17 protein-coding genes are annotated in these 19,483 nt (G+C 60.9%); 15 read left to right on the top strand and 2 right to left on the bottom strand.

The genetic code is table 11. The features are described 5' to 3' along the window. Positions 1 to 4 precede the first annotated feature (4 nt). On the top strand, positions 5 to 1,651 hold the full coding sequence (locus ACIQUG_RS31845; protein ID WP_402326263.1) for a Na/Pi cotransporter family protein: 1,647 nt from the start codon (positions 5 to 7) through the stop codon (positions 1,649 to 1,651). 10 nt (positions 1,652 to 1,661) lie between these two features. On the opposite strand, the gene ACIQUG_RS31840 is transcribed toward ACIQUG_RS31845, so the two are convergent. Further along, complete coding sequence (locus ACIQUG_RS31840) at positions 1,662 to 2,651, bottom strand: LacI family DNA-binding transcriptional regulator (RefSeq protein ID WP_402326261.1); 990 nt, start codon at positions 2,649 to 2,651, stop codon at positions 1,662 to 1,664. Positions 2,652 to 3,236: 585 nt separating this feature from the next. Between ACIQUG_RS31840 and ACIQUG_RS31835 the strand changes: the two genes are divergently transcribed. From ACIQUG_RS31835 to ACIQUG_RS31775, 13 genes are all read left to right on the top strand, one after another. Beyond that, entirely contained in the window at positions 3,237 to 5,087 is a 1,851-nt protein-coding gene (locus ACIQUG_RS31835) for an iron ABC transporter permease (RefSeq protein WP_043619336.1), read from the top strand. Then, a complete protein-coding gene (locus ACIQUG_RS31830; RefSeq protein ID WP_402326260.1) occupies positions 5,087 to 6,220 on the top strand; it encodes an ABC transporter ATP-binding protein in 1,134 nt (377 codons plus the stop codon). The genes ACIQUG_RS31835 and ACIQUG_RS31830 overlap by 1 nt, the downstream gene beginning before the upstream one ends. A 54-nt stretch (positions 6,221 to 6,274) precedes the next feature. Continuing rightward, the gene (locus ACIQUG_RS31825; RefSeq protein WP_402326259.1) at positions 6,275 to 7,411 is read left to right on the top strand and encodes an ABC transporter substrate-binding protein; all 1,137 of its coding nucleotides are present in this window, start codon (positions 6,275 to 6,277) and stop codon (positions 7,409 to 7,411) included. A gap of 65 nt (positions 7,412 to 7,476) precedes the next feature. After that, positions 7,477 to 8,580 carry an ABC transporter substrate-binding protein gene (locus ACIQUG_RS31820; protein ID WP_402326436.1) on the top strand — a complete coding sequence of 368 codons (1,104 nt, stop codon included), beginning with the start codon at positions 7,477 to 7,479 and terminating at the stop codon, positions 8,578 to 8,580. Positions 8,581 to 8,699: 119 nt separating this feature from the next. Further along, complete coding sequence (locus ACIQUG_RS31815; RefSeq protein ID WP_402326435.1) at positions 8,700 to 9,542, top strand: inositol monophosphatase family protein; 843 nt, start codon at positions 8,700 to 8,702, stop codon at positions 9,540 to 9,542. Positions 9,543 to 9,559: 17 nt separating this feature from the next. Then, entirely contained in the window at positions 9,560 to 10,192 is a 633-nt protein-coding gene (locus ACIQUG_RS31810; RefSeq protein ID WP_402326258.1) for a dual specificity protein phosphatase family protein, read from the top strand. Positions 10,193 to 11,048: 856 nt separating this feature from the next. Beyond that, entirely contained in the window at positions 11,049 to 12,326 is a 1,278-nt protein-coding gene (locus ACIQUG_RS31805; RefSeq protein ID WP_402326257.1) for a pilus assembly protein TadG-related protein, read from the top strand. 51 nt (positions 12,327 to 12,377) lie between these two features. Then, on the top strand, positions 12,378 to 12,581 hold the full coding sequence (locus ACIQUG_RS31800) for a hypothetical protein (RefSeq protein ID WP_402326256.1): 204 nt from the start codon (positions 12,378 to 12,380) through the stop codon (positions 12,579 to 12,581). After that, positions 12,574 to 13,194 carry a pentapeptide repeat-containing protein gene (locus ACIQUG_RS31795; protein WP_402326255.1) on the top strand — a complete coding sequence of 207 codons (621 nt, stop codon included), beginning with the start codon at positions 12,574 to 12,576 and terminating at the stop codon, positions 13,192 to 13,194. The genes ACIQUG_RS31800 and ACIQUG_RS31795 overlap by 8 nt, the downstream gene beginning before the upstream one ends. 541 nt (positions 13,195 to 13,735) lie before the next feature. After that, positions 13,736 to 15,079, top strand: coding sequence for an enoyl-acyl carrier protein reductase FabMG (locus ACIQUG_RS31790; protein ID WP_402326254.1), 1,344 nt, complete (start codon positions 13,736 to 13,738; stop codon positions 15,077 to 15,079). 421 nt (positions 15,080 to 15,500) lie between these two features. Continuing rightward, entirely contained in the window at positions 15,501 to 15,638 is a 138-nt protein-coding gene (locus ACIQUG_RS31785) for a hypothetical protein (protein WP_192448553.1), read from the top strand. A 288-nt stretch (positions 15,639 to 15,926) separates the two neighbouring features. Beyond that, on the top strand, positions 15,927 to 16,496 hold the full coding sequence (locus tag ACIQUG_RS31780; protein WP_402326253.1) for a multiprotein-bridging factor 1 family protein: 570 nt from the start codon (positions 15,927 to 15,929) through the stop codon (positions 16,494 to 16,496). Between the two features lie 157 nt (positions 16,497 to 16,653). After that, entirely contained in the window at positions 16,654 to 17,850 is a 1,197-nt protein-coding gene (locus ACIQUG_RS31775) for an MFS transporter (protein WP_402326252.1), read from the top strand. A 98-nt stretch (positions 17,851 to 17,948) separates the two neighbouring features. On the opposite strand, the gene ACIQUG_RS31770 is transcribed toward ACIQUG_RS31775, so the two are convergent. Further along, positions 17,949 to 18,458: a GNAT family N-acetyltransferase gene (locus tag ACIQUG_RS31770; protein ID WP_402326251.1), complete on the bottom strand. Its 510-nt coding sequence runs from the start codon at positions 18,456 to 18,458 to the stop codon at positions 17,949 to 17,951. 231 nt (positions 18,459 to 18,689) lie between these two features. On the opposite strand from ACIQUG_RS31770, the gene ACIQUG_RS31765 reads away from it, so the two are divergent. Continuing rightward, entirely contained in the window at positions 18,690 to 19,262 is a 573-nt protein-coding gene (locus ACIQUG_RS31765; RefSeq protein ID WP_402326250.1) for an NADPH-dependent FMN reductase, read from the top strand. The last annotated feature ends 221 nt before the right edge of the window (positions 19,263 to 19,483 follow it).

Here is a 19,483-nt window from a genome sequence, read left to right as displayed (position 1 = left end):
GGCTATGAGCACTGCAATTGTCAGCATCAACCTCTTTGGCGCCGTGGCGCTCCTCCTGTTCGGCCTTGGCCAGGTTCGCGACGGCATGCAACGCGCATTTGGCGCGCGTCTGAAAGCCGGACTGGCGGCCGGAACGCGTAACGGACTTCGTTCGTTTTCAAGCGGCCTCATTGCAACCATCGCTCTCCAGAGCTCCACCGCTACCGCTCTCATGGTCGCGTCCTTCGTCGAGCGTGATCTCGTCGTGCCGCGCATGGCGCAGATCGTGCTTCTCGGCGCGAACGTCGGAACGGCGATGACGGCCTGGATCGTCGCTCTAGGGCTCGGCTGGCTCTCGCCGCTCTTGCTGCTTTGCGGCTTCGTTGTCGGGCGCGGCAGCTCAAACGCGCGCAAGGGAGCAGGCGCCGCCCTCGTCGGCATCGCGCTGATGTTGCTGTCTCTGCATCTGATTGGCGGCGCGACCGAGCCGTTGCAAACCTCCGCCGCACTTTCTGCCTTTTTCGGGATGCTCGACAATGCCTGGCCGGTGGCGCTCGTCATTGCGGCAGGCCTCGCAGCCCTTGCGTCATCGAGCCTGGCAGTCGTTGTACTGATCCTGTCGCTTGCGACCTCTGCCAGCCTTTCGACAGGCTTGCTCATCGCGCTCGTTCTCGGCGCCAATCTCGGCGGTGCTGTGCCTCCGGTTCTGGCCACCTTCACGGCTGCGGCGAGCGCCAGGCGGGTTGCGCTCGGCAACCTGATCGTGCGGGCCGTCGGCTGCCTGGCTGCTCTGGCGCTCGCCGGATACGTAACCCCACTTATCGACCGGCTGCCTGTCTCACGCGGCAATCTGCCGGTCGATGTGCATCTCGCCTTCAATCTCGCACTGGCGCTTCTGGCTGCTCCGCTTGCTCGGCCGCTATCGCGTCTCACCATGCGCCTGCTGCCGGACGAGCCGAAGGCGACGGACGGCCCGCTTTTCCTGGAACAGAACGATCTTGACACCCCGGTCGCAGCGCTTGCCGGCGCAAGCCGCGAAGTTCTGGGCGTTGGCGACCTGGTGGAGCGCATGCTGGTCGAAGCAAACGATGCCCTGCAACAGACGGATCCTTCCAGGCTTGCTGCGATCAGCACGCTCGAAGGACGCGTGGATCGCGTGCAACACGAGATCAAGGTCTATGTTTCGCGTGTCGGCCAGTGCCAAATCGCCGAGGAACAGCGCCGCCGCGCCATGGATATCGTCGACTATGCCATCAACCTCGAGCATATCGGCGACATCATTGAGAAGGGGCTTCTTGCCGAACTTGCAAAGAAGATCGCCCGCGGCCTGACGTTCTCCTCCGATGGGCACGAGGAGCTGTCGCGCCTCTTCGCCGTCACGATCGACAATCTGCGCATGGCCCAGGCCGTGTTTGCCACACGCGACAACGCGATGGCGCGGCGCCTGGTGGAAGCCAAGGAAGATGTCCGCAGGTTGGAGCGGCAGTCGGCTGAGCGGCACCTGCAGCGCCTGCGCGATGGCCGCGCTGAAAGCATCGAAACCAGTTCGCTTCATCTCGACATGCTGCGCGACCTCAAGCGCATCAACGCGCATATCGCAGCCGTCGCGCACCCCATTCTTGATCAGAGCGGGCTGTTGATCGACAGCCGTATCCGGCAGGCCGCCTCCTAAGCGTTTCGGCCTAGCGTCGGGCGGTCTTGCGCTCGACCATCGTAACGGGAACGACCTGAAGTCGCGTTTCCATCTCGTCTGCTTCCAGCGCTTCGAGAACATGCTCCGTCAGCGCGGAAAAGGACTGCGCAACCGTAGTGAGTTCGTAACTCTTCCACCCGGCCTGCGGAATATCGTCGAACCCGACGACGGAAAGATCGTTCGGCACGCGACGGTGCATTTCGGTGCGGGCCGCGTCGAGAAAGCCGAGAGCCAGGAGATCGGTCACGCAAAACGCGCCGTCGATGGTCTCGTCGACGAGCACTTCGCAGCCAGCCTGGTAGCCGCTTTCATAACTCGTCGTGCCGCCCGACCAGGCGACCACCTCGACGCCGGCGGTCGCCATCTTTTTTTGGAAGGCTGTGGTGCGACGAACCTGGGCCGGGGTCTGGCTGCCGCTCGAAATCACCGCGACCTTCTTGCAGCGCGCCTCGATCAGGCGCAGCGCGGCAAGATCCGCACCGCGGGAATCGTCGCTCAACACCATGCTGGTGTCGGTGCGGTCGATTTTCTGGTTGATCAGGATCAGGCGCACACCGTTGGCAATGCACTGGTCGACGATCGATTCCGGCGGCTCTCCGGAAAGGACGATGATCGCCTGCGCCCGGAACTCGAACAGCAGTTCAATCAGCGGTGCGATATCCTTTCGCGCATCCGCAGCATTCAGCAACAGGCACTGAAGGCCGCGACGCAACAGGCCGATGCTCAAGAGATCGAGCTGTTTTGCATGAAAGGGCGCACTGAGGTTGGCGCCGACAACTCCAATAAGATTGGAGCGATCGTTGTTCAGCCCCTGCGCCAGCCGGTTGACCCGGTAACCGAGTTCCCGGGCGGCCTTGAGAACCTTGCGGCGCACAGCCTGGGAAACGCTGGCTCCGGGCGTAAAGGTTCGCGAGACCGCCGAGCGTGAGACGCCCGCGCGTTTTGCAACCTCTTCGGCCGTCACAAAGCCCCTTGCCATGCCTTTCTCCTGCAGAATCAGATGGTTTCCATCAGGGCCACAAAAGCAGGCCCATTCCAACGAAAAAGTTCGAGCCTACACGCTCAGTGAACCAATCGATGAGGCCTGCGAACGGGCGCTTTCGCTCCATGCATGTCGGCTCTTTAGCCCCGCTGGAACCATTCGCCTGACCCCAATGATCACGCGTTCGCAAAATAGCTTATTGGCGTCACAAAATATACATCAAAAACAATACGTTATGTCATTGCGCACGTGTGCATTTTTTTGTTGACAATAGCGCCCCATCATTGGATCATACGTTCCATAGACGGAGCTGAATTGGAATATTTGTTCTGTCTATGTTCGTGGTGATGGCGGCGCGGTTGAGGAGCTTGCGCTGACGTCTGGCAGGCGCCTGTGCCTGCCCTGCGAACGGGGAGGAGTGAGTACCCGAAAGCCGCTATCTTTCGCGTCATCGAGCGGCTTCATGCGTATGTCAGCGCCACGCCCTGGTGGCTGATTTCTGTTCCCCGTTGGCAGTTTGAAAGTTCCGGCCGGCATCGATGCCGGGACAGGCAGCGCATGTTGAGTTCCAAGGGGAAGAGCATGGCCTTATTGAGTGAAACAACCAAGGCGGCAACATTGCCCGACAGCGCGATGGCCCCCACGGCATGGCAACGCTGGCGTTATCGGATGAAGGTCGCCTCCCGGGAGCCGACGACGCTGATTGGCGTCCTGACGGCGCTTCTCTTTACCTATCTCATCGTCGTGCCGATCATCTCGATCGTGCTTGATTCCGTGCGCGTCCAATTCGGCCACGAGCGGCGGCTCGGCAAGGACTTCGGCGAGCTTACGCTCTATTACCTCGATCGTGCCTTCCTGTCGCCGGTCTCGGTCGACCTCTTCTGGCGGCCGCTCTTCAACACGCTATCGGTCGCGCTCGGAGCAATCAGCCTGTCGCTGGTGATCGGCACGGTGCTCGCCTGGTTGATCAGCCGGACAGACATGTTCGGACGGCGCTGGTTCGCAACGGCGTTGATCGTGCCCTACATGCTACCGGCCTGGACCTTTGCTCTGGCCTGGACGACGCTCTTCAAGAACCGCACAGTCGGCGGCCAGCCGGGCTGGTTCGAGGCCATGGGGCTGACGCCGCCCGATTGGGTCGCCTATGGCCGCTTCCCGATCATCATCATCCTGGCGCTGCACTATACCCCGTTTGTGATCCTGCTGTTCGGCTCGGCGCTCCGCCGCTTCGACAGCCAGCTCGAAGACTCCGCCCGCATCCTTGGAGCCAAGCGCTACCAGGTGGCGATGCAGATCATCCTGCCGCTGATGCGTCCTGCACTTCTGTCCTCGATGGTGCTGATCTTCGCCAAGTGCCTCGGCGAGTTCGGCGTACCCTATGTGCTCGGCCTGCCGGTCAAATTCGAGGTGCTGTCCACCTCGCTCTTCCGCAGCATCGCGTCGCGCCAGACCGGCGTAGCCGGTGTCGTCGCAGCGTCGATCATGCTGATCGGCATCATCACCCTGATGATCGATGCCCGGCTGGTGCGCGAAGCCCGGCGCTTTGTCACCGTCGGCTCCAAGGGTTCGATGAACCGCCTAAGCCGGCTCGGAAAGTACCGTCTGCCGGCGACCGGTTTTGCAGCGCTTATCTTTCTCTTGAGCGTCGGCCTGCCGCTGCTCACCCTGTTTCTCTCCACCATCATGAAGCTGCCGGCGCAGTTCACGCTCGACAATTTCACGCTCGACTACTGGATCGGCCGTGACCTCCACACGGTGGCGCTGCAGACCGGGGTGCTTTTGAGCCCTGATCTATGGGCGGCTGCGAAAAACACCTTGATGATCGTCGGCCTTGCGTCCTTGACCTCGGGCATTCTTGGACTGCTCGTCGGCTATGTGGTTATCCGGACGCCGGTGAAGGCCCTGTCGGTCTATCTGCGCCAAGTCACCTTCTTGCCCTATCTGGTGCCGGGCATCGCCTTTGCCGCCGCCTATCTGTCGCTCTTCGCCGTGCCGCGCGGACCGATGCCGGCTCTCTATGGCACCGTCACCATCCTCGTGCTCGCACTGATCGCCGACCAGATGCCCTATGCCTCGCGCGCCGGCATCTCGGCCATGACGCAGCTTGGCAAGGATCCGGAAGAAGCAGCCCAGATCTCCGGCGCCGGCTGGTTCCGCCGGATGATGCTGATCGTCATTCCGATCCAGAAGGGTTCGCTGGTGACAGGTGTGCTGCTGCCCTTCATCTCGGGCATCAAGGGCCTGAGCCTCTTTGTCATCCTCGCCGTGCCGAGCACCGATGTTCTGACCACCTATTCGCTTCGGCTCGTCGACTACCACTACACCCAGGCGGCAAACGCGGTCGTGCTGATCATCGCGGCGATCGCCTATCTCGGAACCCTGGCAGCCCAGAAGCTGACCAAGACCAATCTCGCAGAAGGACTCGGAAGCTGATGCCCACCATCAATCTCAGCGGCGCCCAGAAGAACTACGGCGTCAATTCCGCCAATGCCGTCTCCAACCTCGACCTCGAAATCCGCGACGGCGAGTTCATGTGCCTTCTCGGACCCTCCGGCTGCGGCAAGACCACCACGCTGCGCATGATCGCCGGCCTCGAAAACCTCTCGGACGGCGAGATCCGGATCGGGGAGCGGGTGGTCGACTCGGTCAGGGCAGGCGTCTTCATCCCACCGGAAAAGCGCGAGATGGGGCTGGTATTCCAGAGCTACGCGCTCTGGCCGCACCTGACGATCGAACGCAACACCGACTTCGGCCTCCGGCTGCGCAAACTGCCGAAGGAAGAGCGCGAAAAGCGCGTCGAGACGGTGATGCAGGCGCTCGACATCGCCAAGTACCGCGACCGTTACCCGTCGCAGCTATCGGGTGGCCAGCAGCAGCGCGTGGCGCTCGCCCGCATGCTGGCGGTCAATCCGGGCGTGCTTCTGCTCGACGAACCACTGTCGAACCTCGACGCCCGGCTGCGGCTTGAAATGCGCGCAGAGCTCAAGCGTATCCATAATGAGTTCAAGACGACCATCGTCTTCGTCACCCACGACCAGTGGGAGGCAATGACGCTGGCAACGACGATCGCCGTCATGAACGAGGGCACGCTACAGCAGATGGGCACGCCCAACGATATCTACGATCGCCCGGCCAATCGCTTCGTCGCGGAATTCGTCGGCAGCCCGCCGATCAACATCCTGACCTTCGGATCGGCCGCGGCCTCTGCGCTGTCGCGCGCAGCCGAAGCCTATCTTGGCACGCGCCACCCGTCGCTGCGCGGCATTGGCTCGATCGGCATCCGGCCGGAAGCGATCGGCTATTCGGTCAAGGCGGGCGATGTGCCCGCCGGCAGCTTCTCCGGCGAAATGACGGTGACAGGCGTCCTGCCGACCGGCGGCAGCTGGATCCTGGAGCTCAGGAACGACAGCGACACGCTGTTCTTGACGACCAACGCCCTGCCGCGCGTCGAGACCGGCGCGAGGGTTTCGTTCTTTGCTCCGCCTGAAGCGCTGCACGTCTTTAACAAGGACGGCCAGCGGATCGCCGAAGCGGACGCGCTGCTGCGCAAGAACACGCTGAACTGAGGCGCTTTCGTGCGACACGACAAACCGAAACATAATCTGAGGGAGGAACAGACGATGCAATTTTTAAGGACTGAAAGGACGCACCGGGCAATCAGGCGCGCGCTGCTGGCAACGACCATCGTCGCCTTCACTGGGCCGGCGCTGGCGCAAGAGCCGTTCGACCTGAACGCACTGATCGAGGCTGCGCGCAAGGAACCGCCGATCACCGTCTACGACAGCACCGGCAAGATCGTCGAAATGGCCAAGGCCTTCGCGGAGAAATACGGCGTCGGCGCCGAGGGCTCCAAGGTCAAGGCGACGGCCCAGCTCGAGATGATCATTCGCGAAGCCCGCGCCAATAACATCCAGGGCGATGTCTCGATCATCAGCGACGCGCCAGCCGCCATGGCGCAGCTCATCCCGCAGGGCTTTGCTGAAAGCTGGCTGCCGCCGGATCTCGCAGCCAACATCCCCACTGAGTATCAGGACCCGCTGACCGTCGTTACCAGCGCCAACGTCTGGGCCTACAACACCGAACTCTTCGACAAATGCCCGGTCAACAACATCTGGCAGCTGACGGGCCCTGAGTGGAAGGGCAAGGTCGCCATGCAGGATCCGCTCGGAAAACCGTCCTATGTCGACTGGTTCAACCAGATGGCCAAGCACGGCGACGCCCAGGTGGCAGCCGCCTACAAGGAGCTCTACGGCAAGGACCTTGAGACCGACGACGGAAGTGCAACGGCCGCCTGGGTCAAGGCGCTCGCCGCCAACGCTCCCTTGCTGACGGACGCCGATGCGGCAGCAGCCGATGCCGTTGGCGCGCCAGGCCAATCGCAACCCTTCATGGGGCTGATGAGTTCGGCGAAATTCCGCGACAATGCCGAAAAGGGCATGAAACTCGGCCTTTGCAAGGACCTGAAACCCTGGCTCGGCTGGATGTATCCGGGCGTCGGACTGATCACAAAGGGCACCAACAGCCCGAATGCCTCGAAGCTCTTCATCCACTATGTGATGACCGCCGAAGGCATCGCGCCGCAGGCAGAAGACGGAAAGATGTCGACGAACAAGGACGTTTCGCTGCCCGCCGACGAGCCGTCGGGCATCGGCGCCGTTCTCGATCAGGTCATGCCCTACCAGATGGCAACGAGCCTCGACGACTGGGACGCACGCGAGACCTGGCAGGACCTCTGGCGGCTGAGCTACCAGAAGTAATCGCCTGAAGATGTGAAACGGTCTCCTTGGGAGGGGAAGCCATGAGCAAGGGTAAGAACAAGGTTATGATCATGGGGGCGGCATTTGCCGCCCTTGCGGCCGCATTCACGGTCGAGGCGAGCGCCGAGGAGGCGTTCGATCTCAATGCGCTGGTGGAGGCGGCCAAGAAAGAAAAGCCGATCAATGTCTATGACAGCACCGGCAAGATCGTCGAGATGGCCGAGGCCTTCACCGCCAAATACGGCGTGAAGGCGACCGGTGTCAAAGTCTCGGCCAACAGCCAGCTGGAGATGATCATCCGCGAAGCCCAGGCAGGCAACGTCCAGGGCGATGTCGCCCTGATCACCGACGCGCCGGCAGCACTCGCCCAGCTTCTGCCGCAGGGTTTCGTCGAAAGCTATCTGCCCGGCGATATGAAGGCGAAGATACCGGCGGCCTTCCAGAACCCGCTGGCGATTTCGACCAATGCCAATGTCTGGGCCTATAACACCGAGGCCTATGACAAATGCCCGGTCAGCAACATCTGGGAGCTGACCGACGCAAAGTGGAAAGGCAAGATCGCGCTCGTCGATCCCCTGACCAAGAGCACCTATACCGACTGGTTCAACCAGCTGGAAAAGCATGCCGACAGCGCGGTGAAGGAGGCCTACAAGGTCCACTTCGGCAAGGATCTCGAAACCACTGAAAAGAGTGCGGCGGCCGCCTGGATCAAGGCTCTGGCACAAAACGGCCCGCTTGTGACGGACGGCGACGATCCGGTTGCCGAAGCTGTCGGCGCGGCCGGCCAGAAAGAACCCTTCTTCGGGCTCCTGAGTTCCGCCAAGTTCCGCGACAACGAAGGCAAGGGCTACAAGCTCGGGCTCTGCACGGAACTTACCCCCTGGGTCGGCTGGACCTACACCAAGCTCGGCCTGATCGCCTCGAAATCGGCGAGCCCGAATGCCGCAAAGCTCTTCATTCACTACGTGCTGACGGAAGAGGGCATCGCACCGCAGATGAAGGACGGCAAGCTGCCGACCAATGTCGACATCAAGATGCCTGAAGACGAGCCGTCGGGGATCATGGAGGTAGCGGACCGCCTCTTTCCCTATGACGCCTCCACCGGGCTTGACGATTTCGACCGGCGCGAGGAGTGGCAGGATTTCTGGCGCGTGAACTACAGCAAGTAAAAGCCCGGCCGGCGCGACCTCACGAGGACAGGTCGCGCCGGCCGTTTCGCTATCGATAGGAAGAGAGCATGACCGACGCCAATCCCGCCACGAGCCGCAGCCAATGCGATAGAGACACAATGCGCGACCGCTCACTGCGACTGATGACGATCGCCGAAGGGGCGGCCCGTGCGGCCGCCGGCCCCTTGCTTGCCGCCTTTCGCTCGGAAATGGCCGTCGATTACAAGCGCGATCTCCACGACGTCGTGACGATCTACGACAAGCAAGCCGAGGCATGCATCCGCGACTACATCTTCGCGCACGAGCCGAACTCGGCCATGCTTGGCGAAGAGGGCGGCCAGGTCGGCGAGGGCGAAATCCAATGGTATGTCGATCCGATCGACGGGACTGCCAACTTCGCGCGAGGACTTGCCTTCTGGTGCATATCGATCGCGGCGGTCGAAGGCGCATCGGTCGTGGCCGGGGTCGTCTACGATCCGGTGGCCGATCTGCTGTTTTCGAGCGACCTTGATCGCGCCTATCTCAATGGAAAGGTGCTTGCCTCGAAAGCCATTGGTGACGAAAGCCGAGCAACGCTGATCACCGGCTACCCGGTTTCGCGCGACTTTCGCCTCGATGGCCGCCACGAGGCACTTGCCCGCCTCGGCGATCTGGTCGAGACCTTCTCGACCGTGCGCCGTCCCGGAAGTGCGGCTTTGAGCATAGCCCATGTGGCGGCCGGTTTCGTCGATGCCGCCGCCGGTTTCGGTGTCAACGCCTGGGATGTGGCAGCAGCGACCTTGATCCTGAAGAACGCAGGCGGGCGTTATGCGCCGCTGTCGCTTGGCAAAGTTCCTGAAGGGTCCGCCGACTATCTTTGCCCGGGGTATGTCGCCTATGGCCGCGGCGGCGATTATCCGACCTTGAACAGGGTCGCCGCCGAAATCTCGGCCGGCCGTAGCGCAAAAGCGCCGTCGCCATGAAAGCACACGAGGAAACCATGCTGGACAATCTCACAGACGCCCCCGCTACCGGCCAGACCAGCAGCGAATTGCCAAGGCTCAGTCTCATCTATCCGAGGCATCCGACCTATGGCGTCGACATCTTCATTTCCGGGAAGGAAGGTGCAAGCGACCTCGATCTCCTGCGCAAGAGTGGGATCACGACGGTCGTCAATTGCGCGGTCAATCTGGACTTCAATTTTGTCGACCAGCCAAAGCTCGTCTCGGATCACCGCAACAGCATCCATGGCCCGGGGGAAATCCGCTACTACAAGATCGGACTGATCGACGGCGACGGGAACCCGGACACGCAAATGCTGGCTGCGCACTACATCCTGCGAGCGGCCCTGGAGCAGATCCTGCCCGAAAAGCCCTCCTATCCCAGGCGCGAGCGTGGCGGTGTGCTCGTCAACTGCCGCGGCGGCCGGTCGCGCTCCGTCGTCGTCGTGTCGCTGTTTCTGCATTTGACGCTGCCTGACAAGTTCCCGACATTGGAGCGCGCCATCGTATTCGTCCGCGAGAAACGCGAGATCCCTGAGGACGAGTGGTACAAGGCGCCGAAGCCGGTCCTCGCGGCCTCGGCCGAGCGAGCCGCGGGATGGGCCCGTGCGATTGAGAGCGGCAAGGCCTGAGCCGGGAACGTAGTTCGGAGACCATCCGTAATATCGGGGCAACGGTTACCGGTGCTCACAGCCGACAAGGATGCCAATCTGTCGACGCAAACCGGCCGCCGCTGCATTCTCGGCGTTCCTTGGTTGCGGCCAATCGACTCCTGCGCAAGCTGACGCGATCGCGGCCCAAGCGAAGGCAAAATGACTTCGTTGGGCAGCGCGCCGTGACGCGTACAGCCGGCGCCGTCTCCGGCGCCGGCAGATCGTGATTGCGTGGAATGAAAGGCTCTACTGCTTGGGCATTACACCCTTGTTTGCGAGCCATGTTTCGAAGGTACCGGGACACCCTTCGCTGGTCCATCGTCCCCGATAGGAAAAGCCGGGTGCTGCGCGCGCCGCCCCGACGAAGCCGTCATAAACGCTTCTGTCGGCCCCGCCGATTTTGAATGCTTTACCGGGATGTTTCCTCTTTGCTTTTGAGAATTTCATCGTCCGCCCCTTACGCAGTACAACCATGAAGTCGCAAGCGTCGCACAGCGCACCGTCCAGTCAAGGATTAGGCAGATGCGCAAAAGGGGTTAGTGCTGAGCGCCGATATCAAAAGATCGACAACCTGTGAGTGAAGCTTGCGAGCGCGCTCCCCGTCAATGACACGCAAGTCGCTCTGAACCGACGATCGCGGCAGATGGCCGGTTTTGCCGGCGCGCAACGCCCAAAGCGCAAAATCTCGTCGAAAACCCTCACCTCGTACCTGTATCAGCGCCCTGACGAGTGCCTGAGAGGCTGCATACCGTTAACTCGGCTCGAAATTAAAGGATTGGCAAGGCTCCCTGCACGATGAGGCAGATACTCTCCATCTAGTTGCAAAGAAACTGCCATGAACATACTGAACCTGCCACTGATCAGGCGTTGCGCCTCGGCCCTGCTGAAATGTCGGTCCGGGAACTTCGGCCTCTTGGCAGCGCTTGTCGCTATTCCCCTCATTGCCGCCGTTGGCGTTGCGATCGATTTCGCAGCCGCAGTCAACCGCAAGGCCGCGATGCAAAGCGCTGCCGATGCCGCGGCACTGGCGGGAGCAGCAGCAAGCGTCGGTTCGGAACAGGAGATCGCGGCTGGGTTTCTCGGCGCCCATTTAAGCAGCAACGAAAAGCAGGATCTGAAGGAGCCTGCCAGCTGGGACCATCAGGTCACCGTCGAGCGGGATACCGTGGCGGTGGCCGTCAATGAGGACTACGAAACCGCCATCATGCATATGTTCGGCTTCCGGACCGTTCCGATATCGGTCGTCGCAAAAGCAGCCCGAGGTTCCGGCAGCTCGGCCTGCATCCTGATCCTCGATCCGAGCAGGGCCGATGCGCTGAAGATCATCAATTCGAACTCGGTCACCAGCGAATGCGGCTTCCAGGTGAACTCGTCTCATTCGCAACGTGCGTTCTACGCCGAAAACCAGGGCAAATTCGCAGCACCGCTGATCGCCGTCACCGGCCAGTCGAAACTCTCCGGCCGGTTGATTTCCCCGCCGCCTGTCGACGGATCTCCCGTCGTGCCAGACCCCCTGGCCGGCATGCCCGAACCGGTGTCGCCGAACGCCCCCTGTACTTCCCAAAGCCTGAAGACGATCAACAGCCAGGGCAAGTCGTCGCTCGAACCTGGCGTCTATTGCGGTGGGCTGACCGTGAACTCCACGGACGAGTTGACGCTGAAGCCTGGCATCTACGCGTTCCGCCGCGGCGCATTGACCTTGAACACATCGGCCAAGGTCATCGGCAAGGACGTGCTTCTCTACTTCGAAGACGCGCAATCGCCGTTCTTTCTGAACGGCGCCGCGATCCTGCAAGTATCGGCACCGACCAGCGGCACGCATGCCGGCATCCTGATGTTCCAGGGCCGGCAGGCGAAGGACAGCAACATCCAGTTCCGCATCAACACGTCTGCCGGAAGCTTCTACAACGGGGCGATCTACTTGCCCCATGCCGTGATCGACTGGAACGTCAGCGGCAGCCTCAATTCGGAATCGAAATTCACTGCACTGATTACCAGGGTTCTGAACCTCTATGTGTCAGGAACAGCCTTCTTCAAGAAGCCGGCGGAAGATGGCAAGGATTTCGTCCCGAACGGCTTCGGCAGGGGAGGCGGCGTGCGGCTGGTGGAATAGCGTCGCCCGGCCGCAGGCGTTAGATCGCTGACGTCCTCGCAATCGGCGCGAATGAGCAAAAAGGTGGAAACGCGCATGGTTCCACCTTTTCTCGGTGAGCGAAACCAAAACCAGCCTCCGAAACTGCGCGCCACGGTGCCTTCGTTCCCGTTCGTTTTCGCATTGCCAATCATCGCGAAGATCGAAATGGTCGGCGGCGACGCAACGAAAGGCGGCTCGCTTCGTGCAGGGCCCCGGATGGATGGATATGGCTGAACGACGATACGGCGAAGCGCCGCCCAAGACAGACAGCACGATCGCGAGCGCCGACTGGTATGGCCGCCAGATCGAGCGCGAGCGGTACGACAACACGCTGTTCGTCGATCTCGACCTGACCGAGGCGAATACCGTCGGCGTGGTCTTTCACGAATGCACCTTCCGGCGCGCCCGGTTCAATGCCTCATCACATCAGGCGAGCGCCTTCGTGAATTGCACGTTCGTCTCCTGCAAGTTCTTCGACAGCCGTTTTAAGGAATGCAAGTTCGTCGGCAGCATGTTCGACGCCTGCGAGTTCGACCAGATGCAGGTGACCGGCGGCGACTGGTCCTTTACCGGCTTGCCAGGTGCCGCACTCGGCCGGGCATCCTTTAAGGAAACGCGACTGCGGGAAGCGGATCTGACCGGCGCCTCCTGCAAAGGCGGCTCGCTCAGGGACGTCGATCTTTCCGGCGCCCGGCTGCATGGGGCCGATTTCACCTCATGTGACCTCAGGGGCAGCGACCTCACCGCCTTCGATCCCGAAAACGTCCTCCTCAAGGACGCCATCATCACGATCGACCAGACCATCGTCATCGCCGAAGCATTGGGCCTCGACGTCAGACGAAAGTGAGAGTCGCACCTGTGAGTGATCACCTGCTCACCGGTTGCGGCTTCGCTTCGGCGGCCTTCCGCCTTCCATCTCGGCTTGAACGTGAACGCCATCGTACTGTCAACGGCGCACAGCGAGCTGGTCACGGTGGCGCAAGGGCAAGATCGGGTCGAGGGTGTCGAGTTCTTCGGCACGATGAGAATCACTCCGACCGCAAGGTTGGGGTTCGGCAAAACGATCTGTGGCGCTAGCGGCTCTGAGCCCCTGCCGCATTGGCCAAGCAAAGGTGGAATTCCCGGTCCGCTTGCCGCACTTTTGAGGCAAGCCAAGCCTGCTCATCACCTGGCAGAAATCGCGTCAAAACGCTGAAAAGCCAGGCGGAAGGATCGTGCGTTCCAAGCTGCTCAGGGGCTGGAATGGAAGCCGCTGCCGTTCCGCTCCGCTCACGGTTTGAATTGTAACGACACTTAATGTCACTTCCCACTTGCCGCCAATCAGTGCAGTGGTTCATCACGTAGTTTGTTTGGTTGCTCCGCGACCCAGCCTTGTGAGAACCGGCAATATGAAGAAACCGACCCCTCTGACGCACTTCCCGCGGACGAACATTTTCCGTCCAGGCGATGTTTTCGTTCTGTTTGGTGAGCTGTTCGATCGGGGCTATGCCACGCATCTGGTCGACCAAGCCAAGAAGGCCGGCATGGAAATTGTCGGGATCACGGTTGGCAGACGAGACGAAGCCAATGTCCTGCGGCCCCTGAACGCCGAGGAACTGGCGGCGGCCGAAGCCCGGCTCGGCGGCAAGATCATCAACGTGCCGATCATGGCCGGCTTCGATCTTGACGCGCCTGAAGGCGAGCCCACTCCAACCGACCTTCTCGCGAAGATGACGCTCGAGACCTGGGAAGACGAGAGGCTCGACTGGTCGCACATCGAGAAATGCCGTGACGCCGGCGTCGAGCGCTTCAAGAACGCCCTTTCTGAGGTCATGAGTGTCCTCGACGGCATGATCGCTGATGGCAAGAATGTCTTCTTCGCACACACCATGGCCGGCGGCATCCCGAAGGCCAAGGTGTTCATGGTCATCGCCAATCGCGTCTACAAGGGGCGTGGCACCCGGCACATGTCGTCGCAAACGCTCCTCGACAGCGATTTGGGCAAGCTCATCCTGCAGAATTTCGACGAAGTCTCGGCCAACACCTTCCGACACCTGATCGACCTGAGTGCAGCCATCCGGGCGCGCATCGAGGCTTCCGGAGGCCAGGTGCGTTATTCGGCATTCGGCTATCACGGCACGGGCATTCTGGTCGCCAACGAGTATCGCTGGCAGACCTATACCAACTACACCCAAGGCTACGCCAAGATGCGCCTTGAGCGCATCGCCGAAGATGCCTGGAACAACGGCATCAAGGCGACGGTCTACAATTGCCCTGAAATCCGCACCAATTCGTCCGACGTGTTTGCCGGGATCGAGCTGCCCCTCATTCCGCTTCTGCTCGCGCTGAAAAAAGAAGGCGGCGGCGAATGGGTCGCCAAGCAATGGCAGGCCTGCCAGGATCTCCTGGCAGATGGCTTCACCGTCGAGGACGTCTTGCAGAAGATTTCCGATATGCAGACGAGCGAAGTGATGCGGCCGTTCTACGACTTTTCGTCCTGGCCGATGCCCAACAACCCGGGTCAGTCCGACCTGACGATCGGGACGTCGAGCGAGATCACGGCGATGCACAGGGATGGCAAGACGCTGATCTCCGATCTCTTGAGCCGTCTGGTCGTCGAAGCTGTTGGGCAGCTCATCTTTGGTGAGAGCTCGGCGCCATCGGCTCCTGTTCTGTGGCTTAACCACGATATCGTCGCGCGCACTCTGATCCAGAACAAAGGGTCAGCTAACGACACTCTCGAAGCGGCCTAAACGCAACGACTCGGGCGGCTAACTGCCTGTCTTCTTAAGTCGCATTCGGCTGCGCGTCTGATCAGGCGCGCAACGCTATGGCTGACTGTGACATCAGGCAGTATCGGCGGTGTCGGTCGTCAGTTGAGCCAGACGACGTGCGACGATTGCGGCCGCCTGGCCCCTCGGCGTCCAGAGCAACCAGCGTCTTACGTGCCAGCCGATCCAATTTAGCGAGCGCTTCGGTCTTCGTCGTGGCGGCTGCGGCCGCTTCTCTCGTAAATGTTGGTATTCAAGAAGAGACGACAGCCAGGACCTGCGCCTTCGTCTCGATATCGTGATCGTTCGGATACAGGGTTTGGTTGAAAGTTGCGTCGTCGCCGGGTTGTCCGGGCGTTTGCCTGTGACTATGTGTGTGACAACCAAGAAAGGATCAAACCCAATGCGTATCGCCACAGTCTTGCTCGTACTCTCCGCGCTTGCCGGATGCTCCCAGACCGGCGGCGGTGCGAGCAGTGTCAGACAGGATTACTACGGTGGCGACGGCGGTTTTTATGCGGGCGCGGTTGCACCGCGCTGAAGCAGCGCTGATGCCAGCTGTCTGACCTTTGACAGCAGATGACGGCCGATCAGGCGATTTGCCTAGCACGAAGCATCGCCTGATCTTCAGCCGCAGTGGCGCCGAACATCTCCGGGGCGCCAAGAAAATCGATCGAGATCCAGCTGAACACCCGCTGGAGACTCCGTTGGCACGCCCTCCTTCCCGTAAAGTCAGCTCTCTGTCCTTCAGAGCCTCCGGTCGCTGTTGACATCCGGCCAAGCGTCCTTGCTATTCGAGAGGCGAGGGGGCAATTGTCGCGAGGAAGATATGGAGCTCGATCTGAAGGTTTGCGCTTTGCCGCTCGGATGCCGGCTTCGACGCTTCCGCAGGCTGAGGCAGATCAAACAGGAAACGCTGGCGGCGGATCTTGGCGTGTCGCAGGGGCTGCTGTCGCGATGGGAAGCGGGCCGGCATGAGCCTTCAGCAAAGGCCCGGGCTCGGGTCGAAAAGCTGCTGGAGCGGCACGAGAGCGTCGGGATAGACCTGACCTTGCGGCGGCTCATCGAAACAGCGCCGTTTCCGGTCCATCTTGTTTGCGACGACACCCACGCGCTCTTGAGCGCGTCACCGGCGAGACAAGCCCAGTGGCGTATCTCCGCCACGTCCTTCTTCGGCGTCTCGCTCTGGCGATATGCGACGGCGGAAATCATCGAGAGAGAGCTTCAACTGCAGGAACTCGGTTGGTTTGATGAAGTCTGGTCGGGCGCCATCCAGTTCACGACCGATGGCAGCGACGATCCCGATATGCCGATCCCCCCGAGCATCATCCGATGGGAACGAGTAGGGATTTCCGACGGACGCGTCGGTCGCCTGGTCACCAGCGTCGATCCTGTCTGAGACGCGAATATTTCATTCGTTGTCCAAGCTATGCAGCCCTTGTTAGCCTGACGTGACCACGAGTTGCCCTGAATCACCGTCCCGCAAAACCCGGCGGGCAGGGCACCTGCACTCCACACCCATCGGTCACGATCAGACGGCCAAGAGCACCCAGACAATGACAAATTCGCGTCGCGCCATCACGTTCTCCCTTCTCATCCTCTGCGCAACGCTGTCGCTGGCAGGGACGGACCTCATCTTGCCGGCTGTTCCGCAATTGCCTGCAATCTTCGGTACCGACAGGGCGACTGCTCAGCTCGTGCTTGCCGCCTATGTCGGCGGCGGCGGTCTCGGCCTGCTTCTTTATGGGCGCCTGGCGGATCATTTTTCGCGCAAGGCGCTGCTCTTGTCTTCGCTTGGCGCATTTGCGGCCGCCTCGTTCGCTTGTGCCTTCTCGCCGGACATCACGGCACTGATCGCGCTGAGGTTCATTCAGGGCGTGGCGTCTGCGGCAGCTCCGGTCTTTGGCCCGGGACTGATCCGCCAGCTATTCACCGACAAGGCGGCGGTGCGCGCAATCGGGTTCCTTGGCAGCGTGGAATCGCTGGTGCCGGCGCTTGCGCCCATCTTCGGCGTGCTGCTGCTCTCGCATTTCGGATGGCAATCGTCGTTCGAGCTGCTGGGTGTTTTGACACTGCTCGCCGCGGTGCTCATCCTCGTGCTCGGGCTGCCCCAGGAGGAAAAGACCTCCGATATGCGCGGCAGCTATGGGCAACTGCTCACCGATCGCATCTTCATGCGCTACGCGCTCAGCCAGGCCCTGACGCTTGGCGGGCTTCTCACCTTCGTCTTCGGCGCGCCGACGGTCATCGTCGCGTCGATGGGCGGCTCGCTCAACGACTTCATCGTCATGCAGGTGATCAACATTTCCGGGTTCATCATCGTCGCCAATCTCACCGCCCGGATCGCCGAACGTTTTGGCGCTGAAAACGTCATCCTAACCGGCACCGTCATGGCAGCGTTGAGTGCCCTTGCGCTGCTCGCCTATGGGCTCACGGGCGGTACCAACACGCTGATGTTACCGCTATTGTTTACGCCTATGGCGATCGGCTTGGGCCTTCGCGGCCCCATCGGCTTCTATCGCGGCATCCTTGCCTCGGGCGCCAACAATGCGCGCGGATCGGCGCTGATCGTCTTTTTCATCTTCATGATCACGACGCTCGGAACCGTCATCGCCGCCCCCATCATCGCAGCCGGGCTCGCGGCCCTCGCGTTCGTCGCCACGGCCATCCACCTTCTATCGGTGGTCCTCCTACTCCTTCTTCCGGCGATGCCGGATCCCACGCGCGAGGCCGCCGGCGCATCTAGGCTGTAGGCAGTGTCGATCACAACGGTCATTGAGAGACGACTGCAAGTCGACGGGTCCCAGACCGCGGACAGCTATCCGAACCAGATGAGCACTCCCTTGAACGGCTAAATCGGCGAATCTCCAAAGACGTGCCGGTATACGCCGTAGCGCATGCCACTGATATCCACGTGTCGCTCAAGCGCGCCCCCAAGTTTTCTCGCGACCGCTTGGGAAGCCAAATTGTCATCAGTGATCAGGCTGATTGCCGTCCGCCAGCCAAGTTTGCTGGCCGCGAAGTCGAGTACGGCATGCATCGCCTCGGTAGCATAGCCTCGCCCCTGGAACTCGGGGTAGATGCCCCATCCCAATTCAGGTTCAAGCTTGTCCAAGGGAAGCTGCGCTCCGCAGTAGCCTGCCATTTCACCTGTTTTACCATCCTCGACAACGAAAAAGCCAAAGTCACGCAAGTGCCAATGACCGATGAACGACAACATCCTTCGCCAGGCATCCTCACGCTGGATCGGCCCCCCAACGAAGGCGGTGGTGACGGGGTCCGCCCAGAATCGAGCGAAGGCCTCGAAATCGCCCTCGCGCCATCGGCGTAATATCAGTCGCTCAGTTGCTATAGTTTGCACGATGTTCTTCTTTCAAAGGTAGCCCTTCTTCCTTCCGCAGCCGCCGGTCACGATGCCGATCGCCGCGGCGACCGACTCTGAATGAAAGCTGCAGTTCTGCCGTCATACTGGCGCGTTGAGAGGGTTCTGAGATCGGGTTTGCAGCCACTTGGAAACATGACAGTGAAGGCGCGACACGCTACATTGTTGTTGCCGTCCACGCCGTAGGTCAGGGGTATCGGGAGGATTACTATGCAAACGCATAAGGTCGGATACTTGATTGGTAGTCTCGCCAAAGACTCCATAAATCGCAAGCTCGCCCGTGCACTGGTGAGGCTGGCTCCTGCACACCTTGAAATGACAGAAATTTCGTTCAGGGAACTCCCGCTCTATAGCTATGACTATGATGCCGATTTTCCGCCGGTCGCCAGAGCTTTCAAAGAAGAGTTGGCTGGGGTCGATGCCATTCTCTTTGTAACCCCGGAATACAACCGTTCAATTCCGGGTGGCCTAAAAAACGCCATCGATTGGGCGAGCCGCCCCTACGGAAAGAACTCGTTCACACGCAAGCCTTCTGCCGTCATCGGGACATCGCCGGGCTCGATCGGAACCGCGGTAGCGCAACAAGGACTGCGCAGTGTTCTGAGCTTTTGCAATTCACCGCAGATGAACGCCCCAGAAGCATACATTCAATTCACTCCGGGGCTGATTTCAGACGACGGAGAAGTGACGGTGCAATCGACCGAGCAGTTTCTCCGTAGCTACATGGAAGAGTTTGCAGCCTTCATCGCGCGCGTGCTCTCCGTCCTGCCTCGCGACGCTTGAACAGCTGCTGCTTGGTACCCGATTTAGATCAATGCGTTAGAAGGCGTTCCTGATACTGCACCTACAGTTCCATAATTCAGATTATGCGACTTAAGGCTGTAGCCGCAAAGTTAGAATGTCCTGATCCTGCAAAGTTGGAATGTCACTCTCCCCGGGTTTTGATGACCTGGGAGATTGCGGATGGGATTGATTGCGATGAGCGAGCGTGATCTGCAGCGGAT

The sequence above is a fragment of the Ensifer sp. NPDC090286 genome (genome assembly GCF_044769565.1).
Taxonomy (GTDB): domain Bacteria; phylum Pseudomonadota; class Alphaproteobacteria; order Rhizobiales; family Rhizobiaceae; genus Ensifer.
Note: the sequence above shows the minus strand (reverse complement) of the source record. Positions and strands in the feature narration are given on the sequence as shown.